The organism is Paenibacillus sp. AGC31 (assembly GCF_057334655.1).
Map to the genome: position 1 here is coordinate 1 of NZ_JBHFJH010000028.1, position 13,566 is coordinate 13,566.

At 50.9% G+C, this 13,566-nt stretch carries 1 protein-coding gene; it reads left to right on the top strand.

Going from position 1 to position 13,566, the window contains the following annotated elements; genetic code table 11:
- Nucleotides 1-15 precede the first annotated feature (15 nt).
- Nucleotides 16-13,563 (top strand): SDR family NAD(P)-dependent oxidoreductase, encoded by a 13,548-nt coding sequence (locus tag ACE04G_RS14730; protein WP_486094547.1) that lies wholly within the window; start codon nucleotides 16-18, stop codon nucleotides 13,561-13,563.
- The last annotated feature ends 3 nt before the right edge of the window (nucleotides 13,564-13,566 follow it).

Below are 13,566 nucleotides of genomic sequence, written 5' to 3' on the forward strand. Positions count from 1 at the left end.
ATCCGGGACAGTCTGATGCGATACAAAACGGAATCCGACTGGCAGGCCGTGCTGGCTCCGAAAGTAGTCGGCATACGGAATCTGGAAGAAGCGATCGGGACCGAAGCGCTGGATGTGCTGTTGCTGTTCTCCTCGGGTGCAGCGGTGACGGGGAATGCAGGGCAGGGTGATTATGCCGCCGCGAATGGGTATATGGATGCGTATGCGGTGAGCCGAAATGCGCGGATGAAACGCGGGGAGTGTCAAGGGAGAACCTTATCCATCAACTGGCCGTTGTGGGAAGAAGGCGGAATGCAGCTGGAGGAAGAGGGGAAGCAGCGTCTGTGGAAACAGCATGGACTGAGACCGCTGGGAACCGCGTCGGGAGTAAAGGCGTTGTATCAGGCTTGGGCGAGTGGAGGCAGCCAGGTATTGGTGGCGGAAGGCAAGCTGTCGGTGCTGCGAAGAAGCCTGCTGGAGCCGGGATATTCGGGGTCGGGCCAACCGATCGAGCCGGTAAAGGCAGACGCAGAACCAGACGCAGATGGGCAAGGGCCTTCGCCGGAATCGTCATCCATCAAGCTTGGAGTCCCTCTGGCGGGAGGCATGACCCAACAGGAAGCTGTATCTGTGCTCACGTTGGAAGTGGCCGCTTTGTTGAACGTAGGGGAGCAGGACGTGGACCCGGACATGGACTGGAGTGAATATGGTTTGGACCCGGTGCAATGGAGTGAACTTTCCCGCAGACTGCTAACTCGGCATGGATGGGATATTTCTGCAGAGACACTCTTGGAACACTTGAACATGAGTCAAACTGTCCAGCAAGTTACCGGTCAGATCCACTTGATGGGGAAGGAGCGAATGGACCTGCATAAAAAAGAAGAGAACCTTGGCCTTGTTCATAAGAATGATGCTGATTTACGAGTGAAAACAGTTCAATTTCTGCAAGAGCGTTTAGCCCGTGTCATCGGTCTTCCGGAATCAAGGATTGACGTAGATACTGCAATGGATCGATACGGGATAGATTCGTTACTTATTATGCAAATGACCACTAATTTGGAAGAACAGTTTGGCCTCTTGCCCAAAACACTTTTTTTCGAGTATCAGACCCTTCGGGCTCTGAGCGAATATTTTCTTGAGCACCATCATGAACCATTGCGACTCATTTTAGGGGAAGAACTTCCTGAGGAATCCGATGGTATATCTCGTGCTTCGGTTGCTGTACAGAATCCGGGGATAGAGGACGTTAAATCCAAGGGCATTTTACGCCAAAAGAGGACGTTAAAGAATCAACAAGCTACTAATCCAGAGTCGAAGAACGTTGGTTCATTGAAATCTTTGAATCCAATTGAATCATCCAATCGGGTTCAAGAGGATGAGGAGAAGCAGGATATTGCCATTATTGGTGTGGCGGGAAGGTACCCGGGAGCGCGGAACATCCATGAGTTTTGGGAGAATCTGCGCAGTGGAACGGACAGCATTACCGAGATTCCATCTGAACGCTGGGACCAGGAGCAGGTATATGATTCAACGCCGGGCACACCGGGCAAGACCTATGGACGCTGGGGCGGATTTCTGGACGGTGTGGACGAATTCGATCCGTTGTTCTTCCAGATTTCTCCTCGGGAAGCTGAGATGATGGATCCGCAGGAACGATTATTCATGCAGTGTGTGTACGAGACGATTGAGGATGCGGGGTATACGCGGGAGCGTTTGGCTACCGACATCGTGGGTGTGTACGTGGGTGTGATGTACGAGGAATACCAACTGTACGGGGCCGAGTCCTCAATTGCGCTCTCCGGTAATCCGGCGTCCATCGCCAACCGGGTGTCGTATTTCTGTAATTTCCGCGGACCGAGTCTGGCGGTGGATACGATGTGTTCATCTTCGCTGACTTCCATTCATCTGGCGTGCCAGAGTTTAAGACAGAATGAGTGTCAGGTTGCGGTCGCGGGCGGGGTGAATGTGTCGGTCCACCCGAACAAATATATCATGTTGTCTCAAGGACGATTCCTGTCCAGCAAAGGTCGCTGTGAGAGCTTTGGTGAAGGGGGCGACGGGTATGTGCCGGGGGAAGGCGTGGGCGCGGTCCTGTTAAAACCGCTTGCACGAGCCGTTGCAGACGGGGACCGGATTTACGGCGTGATCAAAGGGTCGGCCTTGAATCACGGTGGAAAAACAAACGGATATACCGTGCCGAATCCCAACGCCCAGGCGGACGTCATCGGCCGGGCCTTGCGTGAGGCGGGCGTTGACCCGCGGACGATCAGTTATGTGGAAGCCCATGGCACGGGTACGTCGCTCGGTGATCCCATCGAGATTGCGGGGCTGAGTAAAGCTTTTCAGCAAGATCCGTCGGAAGAGGCCTACTGTGCGATTGGTTCAGCGAAATCCAATATCGGACATGCAGAGAGCGCAGCAGGCATCGCGGGAGTCACCAAGGTGCTGCTGCAATTACAGCATGGAGAGCTGGCGCCGTCCCTGCATGTGCAGCAGACCAACCCGCATATTGACTTTAGCCAAACCCCATTCACGGTCCAGCGGGAGTTAGACGTTTGGGAACGTCCGAGAGTGGGCGGTCAGATTGTGCCGCGACGGGCGGGGATTTCCTCGTTTGGTGCAGGTGGAGCGAATGCTCATCTCATTTTGGAGGAATACCGGGAACCCGACCTGACGCGTGAAAAGATGAATGAGCAAAACGAGCAAAATGAAGTGCCAGGGATGATCGTGCTGTCAGCGAAGAACGAGGAACGGCTGGTCGTGCAGGCCCGTCAGCTGCGAGATGCACTCCGTACCGGGCAGAGCAGCTGGAAAGTGAGGGAGATCGCCTATACACTGCAAACCGGACGTGAAGCAATGGAGGTACGGCTGGGTGTGCTGGCGCAAACGATGGAGGAGCTGCTTGCCAAGCTGGACAGCTATGTGGAACAGGTGGGACAGGCGGAACCAGCAGGCAAAGGAAACTTGTACTATCAGGGGCATGTGAAGCAAGGGCAGGAGCATCCGGGTTGGTTAACCGATGAGGAAGACATGAAAGAGAATGTGAAACGCTGGCTGTCCCAGGGTCGTTATGAGCATGTACTGGACGCGTGGACACGAGGGGCAGTGATTCAGTGGATGGAGCTATACGGGGACAACAGACAGCAGCACCCGCGCCCAGTCAGTCTGCCGGCGTATCCGTTTGCACGAAATCGCTACTGGGCTCCAAAGAAAACCGAGTTGGTATCGTCCAGCGCGGTTGGTACGAACGGATCAGCCATGCTCCATCCACTTTTGCATAGCAATACTTCGGATCTTCAAGAGCAGCGGTACACTTCACTCTTTACAATGGACTCGCCTATGCTTATGGATATCAATAAAGAGCAAACAACAAAATTATTGCCCGACTTGCTTCATCTGGAAATCGCCTATGCAGCTCTGGATTTGGCCATACCTGATGATCATGATTCAGCAGAATCAGCATTATCGATCCAATTGCAGGATGTGATATGGGACAACCCTATTTATGTGTCTGATCAGCCACTTCCGTTACACATCTCATTGCAATCCGAATCACATTTAACAGTGGGATACGTCATATATGGTGAAAATGTAGGGGGATTTCAACCCGTATATAGTAGCGGAATGGCCAAAAAGGTGGCTTCAGAGTTCACAGGATCAGATGCTCTGGAAATTGATTCTATCGATATGCTCTACACCGCTGAGCTGGATTCGTCAATCACTGCTTTTGCGAACCATGCTTCAAAGTCAGCCTTGTCCTCATCTCCTTATGCGGTAGAACGTATATATGTGGGGGAAGACCATATTCTGATCAAGTTTGAAGATGCAACGGATGTGTTATCTATACCACCAGTGTACAAACTGCCAGTAGATGCAATTCACCTTGCCGTTTATGGGGGGCTAGGCTGGACAGAAATTGAAAATGAAGCAAAGCAGCAGTTGGATATGTCTGCTTCACGTCCTGTTTACATTCAATCCCTTCAAAGACTTGATGCAGTAGGCGCATCAAATATTTCTTGGGCGAGAGTAGACAGAAGAGAGCGAATGAATGGGGCGTCAGGACTTGAAGTGTTGGACATTCGTTTGTATTCATCAGAAGGACGCGCAGTGTTGAAGATTCAGGGATTAGAAGCAGGCTTTACAGCCATGTCGCAGGGGACAGAAAACGACGGAATAGCGGTACATTCGAATGCTGCAACTACAAGTGCAGGTGCATTTGTACTTGAATCTTCATTCGGTGAATCCGAGAAAGAAACTGTGATCCTCTCCAAAGAAGCTTCATCTGCTTCCATGGCTTCTCGCCGGAGACCGGAGCTCTTGGGCCTAACAACGTCTGAGTGTGTAAGGTGGGAGTTAAAGGAACTGGCAGGCCAAACGTTGAAAATTCCAAGGGAACTGATTGATGGCAATGAAAATCTTGCCGAATATGGATTTGATTCCATTAGCCTGACTGAATATGCAACGGTTCTTAATCAGCATTTTGGAATGGACCTGGCACCATCCATATTTTTCGATCACACCACACTTCATGAATTGGCTCATTATCTGGAGCGAGAATTCGAGCAGACCATCACGGATCAATATGCAGATCACGACATTCAAACGGGAGAAAAACATACAGAGCAAGCCGCACCGTTAAAAAGCAAAGTGGCACAGCATCGTTCCAAAGCCCGAAAGCCTAACGCCCAGAGACAAGCATCTGGCAAGTACTGGCGTTTGGGAGATACACGACGAATGCAAGCGGCCGATGAACCTGTTGCCATTATTGGTATCAGCGGACGATTTCCCGAAGCGCGCAATGTAGATGAGATGTGGTCGATTCTCGTAAATGGACAAACGGCTGTTAAGACCGTTCCCTCGGATCGATTCACCAGCAGTAAAAAGGATGCTACTTGGAAATGCGGTCTTGTGCCAGGGATACGAGAGTTTGATCCCCGCTTCTTCGAAATCTCTCCACGCGAGGCCGAGAGCATGGACCCACGTCAGCGATTGCTATTGCAAGAATCCTGGAGAGCGCTTGAGGATGCCGCTTATGGCAAAAAACAACTTTCCTCCGGTCGGGTCGGCATGTTTGTAGGAGTGGAGAATAATGAATATTTGCAGTTTGTCGGCCTGGATGGACCGCTTACGTCCAATCACAATGCCATTCTGGCCGCCCGGTTGGCGTATCTGTTGGACCTGAATGGCCCGAATATGGCGATCAATACGGCTTGTTCTTCGGGTCTGGCGGCTGTTCATCAAGCTTGTGCCAGCCTGCGGGCGGGAGAGTGCGACACAGCTCTTGCGGCAGGAGTAAGCCTGCTGCTCACTGAGCAGGGGTTCGAAGCGATGTCCCAAGCAGGCATGTTGTCTGAGGACGGTCGCTGTTATGCGTTCGACCAGCGTGCTAATGGCATGGTGCCGGGAGAAGCGATCGCGGTTGTTGTATTAAAGACCTTATCTCAGGCTGAGGCGGATGGAGACTCGATCTACGGGGTCATTCGGGGCAGTGGCATGAACTATGATGGCAAAACGAATGGAATCACCGCGCCGAGTGGTGTGGCACAGACGGCGTTAATGAATGAGGTATATGCCCGGTATGGCATTCCGGCGGAGGACATGCAGTACATTGTGACCCACGGGACGGGAACACGCCTCGGAGACCCGGTCGAAATCAAGGCTTTGCAGGAAGCCTATAAAGGACGGAATATGGCGCCAGGTTCCTGTGCGTTAACGTCGGTAAAAACGAATTTGGGTCATACCCTCGCTGCATCCGGTGTGGTGAGCCTGATTAGTCTGGTACAGGCGATGCGTTATGAGACGATCCCGGCAAGTCTGCACTGTGAGGAAGAGAGTGAATATATCCAGTGGTCGGAGGGGCCGTTTTATGTAAACAAAAGCAAACGGCCTTGGCCACGAACGGAGCAGGGCAGGTTGGGCGCGGTAAGTGCTTTTGGCATGAGTGGAACCAACGTGCATGTCGTGGTGGAAAGTTATGAAGGCAACGGGCAAAAACAAATGGCTGGAAATACAGCGCCTTATTATTTGCTGGCACTGTCCGCCAAAACGGAAGAGGCACTACATCGCAAGGTGGAGGACATGATCGCCGTGCTGGAACGGGAAGAGGAGCCGGATCTGGCGGCAATCAGTTACACGCTCCTGGAGGGACGACAGCATTTCCGTCACCGTTGTGCGGTGGTTGTACAGTCCCGGACGGATGCTGTGCATGTCTGGAAACAGTTCGGTACGAAAGAAAATAACGGGAAGATGTTTCGCGGGACAGTGGGCCGGGAGTTCACTGAACAGCGCATTGTTCGGGAACACGGTCATGAGCTTTTGCATCAACTTCAGCATGGAACTCAAGCGATCGCAACCGGGGCATACCGTGACATTCTTCATGTGCTGGCGGATTTATACTGTCAGGGTTACGCATTGGATTGGATGAATATGTACGGTGAGTCTGTTCCTGAACGCATTCATTTGCCTTCATATCCGTTTGCCCAGGAAGAATACTGGGTGACCCAGTCATCACCTGAAGCAAGCCGGTTGAACGAGCAGCTTCTGACAGCAAAGCTCCACCCGCTTGTACACCGGAATACGTCAACGCTGCGCGAACAGCGTTATAGCTCTGTTTTTGCACGGGAAGATCCGTTGTTACATGACCCTATGGAATCGGGTTACCAATGTTTGCCAGATTCAGCCCACTTGGAGATGGCCCGGGCTGCTGCGCAATATGCGTTAAAGGGAGCGGGCGAGATGAACCAGGCCCCGGTCCGGATGAAGCTGACCGAGCATCAATGGGTCAATCCGGTTGTGGTGACAGAGCAGGCGCTGGAAGTTCATTTGGCCATTATTCCAGAATCAGATCAATCTTTAATCTATGAAATATTCAGTGAACGAGCTGACGGTGATGAAGAGTTGTGGAGCAGGGGCCGTATTGAATATGAATCACAGGAATTCGTGAGTCCGCCTATGGACATGCAGTCCATCACTGAAAGATGCACACATTTGGAGACTGCAAAACTTTCTTCAGAACTTAAAGGATCATCCATTGTTTGTTGTTATACCGGCGAAAATGAAGTGTTAATAAAGCTTTCAGCTGAAATTAATGCTCAGGATCGGACTTTGTTATATACTCCAAAGTTACTGACTGAAGCTGTATCACTGGCAGCAAACATCTTTGAGACAAGATCAGTAAAGGCAGCAGATTATCTTAACAAGGCCATGCCAGCAAAAGAGGCCGGCGAGTCGAGTGTACATGAAGTGCTGAGTGAAGAACAAAAACATACTTGGCTCTCTATGGAATCCATGGAGTTTACGGCAGATCACTTGCAGCATCCGCTGTGGATGTGGATCAGGGAGTTGGATTCCGGGCTGGATGTTACTTTCTGTGATGAGAAAGAACAGGTAGTTGCACACATGGCGGGATTACAGGTCCAAAAGAATTTGATGACAAAAGATATGCCGGAGGACATGGAAATAAAGGAGATAGAACGTGAGGTCGCTGATGGTAGCCTTCTAATGGCTTTTGAGGAAATCTGGGAAGAATCGGAGCCAGAACTTTATCATGAAGAGAACCCACAGACCATATTATGTGTACTTTCCCGTCAGGAGAATCAGGAGAGGTTCATTTCACTGATGAAACATCACAATCCTGAGATCCAGCTGGTCTTCATCGATCCGGGAATGTGGGAAAAAGAGACGGATCTTGATCATCATGCGAAGTACAGGGAAGCGCTTCAGGAGATCAGCCAGCAATATGGGAATGTGGATACGCTACTACATTTGTCGGCACTAGAGGAGCCACTACTGCTGCAAGACACGAAGCCAATATTACTTTTGCTTCAGGCATTGGCAGCAGAGAAGATCAAGCCTGGCCGAATTCTGCTCGCCGGGGAATATAGAACAGGAATCGAACGTTGTTACCTAGATGCATGGATTGGTTTTGAGCGTTCACTTGGGCTTGTTATGCCCCATACGAAATTACAAGTGATCAGCAGCGATAAACCATCCAGTAACGAAGTGAACTGGAAAAGGTGGAGTGAACGGCTGTGGCAAGAATTAAGGTCGAACCAGCGGTGTAGCGTGCGGTATGAGAATGATCTGCGCAAAGTAAGCCGTATCAGACCAATCCCGCCTGCCGAGCATTACAAACAGGGGACAGAATACGTGTTGCCAGGAAAGACATATTTGATAACGGGCGGATTGGGAGGAATTGGCCTCGCTTTTGCCAGAGCATGGGCTCCGCTGGGAGTAAATCTGGTGTTGATGGGCCGATCTTCTCTGGATTCCGTGAAGCAGCATAGGCTCGATGAATTGATCGAGGCGGGAAGTCAGGCTATGTATGTTCAGGCTGATGTTGCCGTACTGGAACAAGTCGAAGAAGCGGTGCGGGCTGTCAAAAGCAAATTTGGCACTATTCACGGACTGATCCACGCCGCCGGGATTGAAAGTCGGGTAAGTGTGCTGGATAAATCAGCAGCTGATTTTGAACGTGTGCTTGCTCCCAAAATTCGTGGAACATTGGCATTGGACAAAGCACTGGGTAACGAATCGCTGGAGTTCCGCAGTTATTTCTCTTCTTCATCGGCTATTTTGGGTGACTTCGGCTCCTGTGATTATGCTGTGGCGAATCGATTCCAGATGGCCTATGCTCAAGAACAGCATCGCACGGGTCCTATACACACGGTATCTATCAACTGGCCGCTTTGGAGAGAGGGCGGAATGGGCACAGGCGAAAAGAATGCTTCGGCTATGTATCTCAAAACCAGCGGTCAACGTTTTCTGGAAAAAGACGAAGGGGTGGCATTATTTCCAAAAATTCTAAATGAACCTTACGCTCACCAACTCGTTATGGCGGGGAAACCGGAACGCATACATCGTTTTCTGGGTGTTGAATTCACACCTGAGGAGCCGGCCAGCACATCTCATACTTCGTATGAGGTCGGGAATCCAGTCTTGAATGAGGCGGCGCCTGCGTTAGGGCTGCGTGTAGAGTTGCGTGGCAAAACGGTGGCTGAATGCGCGCAGTGGGAGCTTGGAGAAATAGCAAGCGAGCTGTTAAAGATACCTCATGAAGAATTGGACCCTCAAGCCAATCTCGCAGAGTTTGGATTTGATTCCATCAGCTTGACTGAGTATGCAGGACGGTTGAGCCGTCATTACGGAGCAGAATTGACACCATCCATTTTCTTTGGACATTCCACATTGAAAGGATTGGCTGAATATCTGGAAAATGAACATCGGGATGTTCTAGTTGGCATGTACGAGGAAAGGAAGGCCGTGACCGACATGAAATCCAATGTCGCGGACCGAGGTTACCGATCCGGACGTTCCGGAAGATGGGCTGGCGGCAAATCCTTCCCTGCATCCGATCTTCGTCCAACTGCACGTAATCTGGATAAAATGGATCAATTCATGGAACCTGTTGCCATTATTGGTATTAGCGGACGGTTCCCCGAAGCACGAGATGTGGACGAGATGTGGTCCATGATCAGTCAGGGTCAGGAAGCGATAAGAATGGCACCGGAGGACCGGTTTTCCACCCACAATGGGCGTGAACCTTGGAAATGCGGTCTTGTACCAGGAGTACGGGAGTTTGATCCACGCTTCTTCGAAATTTCTCCGCGTGAAGCCGAGAGCATGGACCCGCGTCAGCGATTGCTATTGCAGGAATCCTGGAGAGCGCTTGAAGATGCCGCTTATGGGAAAAGACAGCTTTCCTCCGGCCGGGTAGGTATGTTTGTCGGGGTGGAGAATAACGAGTATTTGCAAGTTGTCGGTCTGGACGGGCCGCTTACATCCAACCACAATGCCATTCTGGCTGCCAGATTAGCCTATCTGCTGGACCTGAATGGTCCCAACATGGCGATTAATACGGCTTGTTCTTCGGGGTTGGCGGCTGTTCATCAAGCTTGTGCCAGCCTGCGAGCCGGAGAGTGCGACACGGCTCTTGCGGCAGGGGTGAGCCTGCTGCTTACCGAGCAGGGACTCGAAGCGATGTCCCAGGCGGGCATGCTGTCTGAGAATGGGCGCTGTTATGCGTTTGACCAGCGTGCCAATGGCATGGTTCCGGGAGAAGCGATAGCGGTTGTTGTATTAAAGACCTTATCTCAGGCTGAGGCGGATGGAGACTCGATCTACGGGGTCATTCGGGGCAGTGGCATGAACTATGATGGCAAAACGAATGGAATCACCGCGCCGAGTGGTGTGGCACAGACAGCACTAATGAATGAGGTGTATACACGGTACGGCATTCGGGCGGAGAACATGCAGTACATTGTGACCCACGGGACGGGAACACGTCTGGGAGACCCAGTCGAAATCAATGCTTTGCAGGAAGCCTACAAATCAAGAAATATGGAGCCAGGCTCCTGTGCGCTGACGTCGGTAAAAACGAATTTGGGTCATACCCTCGCCGCTTCGGGAGTGGTGAGCCTGATTAGCCTGGTACAGGCGATGCGTCATGAGACGATCCCGGCAAGTCTGCACTGTGAAGAGGAAAGTGAATATATCCGGTGGTCGGAGGGGCCGTTTTATGTGAACAAAAGCAATCGGCCTTGGCCACGAACAGAGCAGGCGAGACTGGGAGCGGTAAGTGCCTTTGGCATGAGCGGAACCAACGTGCATGTCGTGGTGGAAAGTTATGAAGGCAGCGGACAAAAACGAACGGCTGGTTATGCGTCACCTTATTATTTGCTGGCACTGTCGGCCAAAACGGAAGCAGCACTACAACGCAAGGTAGAGGACATGATCGCTGTACTGGAACGGGAAGAGATGCCGGATCTGACGGCAATGAGCTACACTCTGCTGGAGGGACGACAGCATTTCCGACACCGTTGTGCGGTGGTTGTGCAGTCCAGGGAAGATGCCGTATACATGTTGAAACAGCGGGGGCAATCCAAGTCAGGGGTTTTGTTTGAGGGCGTGGTGCCAAGAAGGTTTACTGGACAAAAGCTGTTACAGGAACATGGGGATGAATGGATTATCAAAAGCACCGAAAGAAGTTTGTCCTCGGAGAAACAGAGGGATATACTCCATGTGCTGGCTGATCTGTATGCCCAGGGCTATGATCTGAACTGGGGACAGATGTATGGCGATGTACCACCATCACGCATCAGCCTGCCAACGTATCCTTTTGCCCGAGAGGAATATTGGATGGCGTCAAAGGAAAGAGAGCAAGAGGAAGAGCAGCCATCGCGGGAGCGCTCATGGGCTTCTCTTCACCCCCTGGTGCAACAAAATACGTCTGATTTCACTGAACAAAGGTTCAGCTCGGTCTTCAATGGAAGAGAATTTTTCCTTAAGGATCATATTATTCATGGAATCTCCGTACTTCCCGGGGTGGCCCAATTGGAAATGGCTCGGGCTGCATTGCAGCTTACCGTTGCCGGCACAAGACCTGTTTTTCTGCAAAATGTGGTGTGGATCAGTCCCGTAGTCATGGATGGAGATGCAGCAATCCCTAACAGCATTCAGGTAGAAATCGGATTACATCCTGTCACAGAAAATCCTCAACGTATAAGTTATGAGATATACCGGCAAGACCAGCAGGTTGAGGGGAAACGTCATGTATACAGTCAAGGACAGCTGGGATGGAATGAAGAAGCTGAATCCCCTCCAATTCATGACCTGAACGAACTCATGGCTGCATGCAGCCGATCGACCTGGACGGGTGCAGATTGTTACAACGCATTTAGGCAAGCCGGTATCCAGTACGGACCTGCATTTGAGGGAATACAGCAATTGTTCATCGGTGAAAGGGAAGTTTTGGCCCAACTGAAGCTGCCTGAGCATTTGTTGCCGGAAATGAACTCATATGTCCTTCATCCCTGTATATTGGACTCCGCGTTGCAGGCCTCTATTGGCATGATGCTGGAGCATCCTGAAGTGGATGGGAAAAAGGCGGGACATGGTTCAGGTGGACCACAGCCTTCGGTTCCTTTTGCGTTAAAGAAAGTTCGGATCTATAAAGCTTGTGCTCAAGACATGTGGACATGGGTGCGCTACAGCTCCGATTCCAGTTCGGATGGGAAAGGAATGACGTTTGATATTGATTTGTTTGATCAAGAAGGAAGTGTCTGTGTTCGTTTAATTGGCTTTTCCTCTAGACAGCTTCCCGATCCAGAATCCACAGCGCCAGGTGCTGACACAACCGCTCGGTCTGAAATGCTGCTGTTAAAGCCGTATTGGCGGGAGATGGAGGTGGAAGGAGCCGGTCGGAGCCGGAAGACTCCAGACGCTGAGCATATCGTTATTTTATGTGGTGCACTCGCTTGCAGGTTGAGTGAGATGCAGCTTGAATTTCCGTCAGCATCGTTTATACCGATTGGGTTGGATCAGGGAATGGCCACAGCCGAAAAGTGGTTTGAGGATGGTGCCTTGCAGGTGTTTGGTAAACTTCAAACGATACTGTCCAGTGAATCGAATAAACCGCGAATTATACAGGCCGTTGTGCCTAATGATGGAGAGCAGCGTTTGTATGCTGCGCTGTCGGGTATGTTGCAAAGTATTAAACTCGAATATCCGGCTGTTGCGGGACAGTTGATTGAAATGGACGAACAGTTGGATAACGCAGATATTTTACAGCTATTGAAGTTGGACGTTTGCGAGCCTAAAGATAACTGGATTCGTTATACGGGTCGTCGACGGGAATTGGCAGACTGGCAAGAGATTGAACCGTCCACTGTTCTTGAAAAACGGTTTTGGCGTGATCATGGTGTTTACCTCATTACAGGTGGTATGGGAGGGCTTGGACTTGTATTTGCGCAAGAGATCGCCACACAAGCCAAGCATCCAACACTTGTTCTCGTGGGCAGATCACCGATGGACGGTCTGATGGAACAATCCCTTGAAGTATTGCGAGAGCAGGGAGCACGGGTGGACTATTTGCAGGTTGATGTAACGGATGGTGAAGCCGTGGAGAACCTTGTTGGTAGCATCAAACAAGTCTATGGCGCTATCCACGGCGTTATTCATGGAGCAGGATTAATCAGAGACAGTTTGTTTCTTGCCAAGACAGAGGAAGAATGGCGTCAGGTTATGAAACCCAAAGTGGCGGGCACTATACACCTGGATCGTTCTACACATAAGGAAGCATTGGATTTCTTCATTCTGTTCTCCTCTGGAACTGCCGTGCTCGGCAATATGGGGCAGAGTGATTACGCTACAGCCAATGCATTCATGGACCTATTCGCAACATACCGGGAAACGATGGTGAGTCAGGGCAAACGAAGCGGCAGGACACTGTCCTTAAACTGGCCACTATGGGAAAATGGCGGCATGAAGGTGGACTCATCTGTCAAACAAATGATGTGGCGGCAAATGGGAATGAGACCCCTGCATTCGAATCAGGGAATTGAGGCATTAACCCTTGCACTATCATCCACTTCTTCCAGAGTGATGGTCATGGCAGGGAACCCTGAACGAATTCGGGGCAAGATCAGAACTGTAAAATCACAAACACTAGGTATTTCCTCCCCAATGTATACAGCTTCTCCCAAAGGGGATAAGCCCAGGGACGACCGCTATTCGGAACTGGTTAATCGTGTTCTGGACGGGGAACTAACGGAGTCACAATTTGTTGAAGCGTTCATGAAGGAATAGGAG

Coding starts and splice junctions, on each gene's coding strand:
- ACE04G_RS14730 (WP_486094547.1), top strand. CDS start 16: ATGCGATACAAAACGGAATCCGACTGGCAGGCCGTGCTGGCTCCGAAA.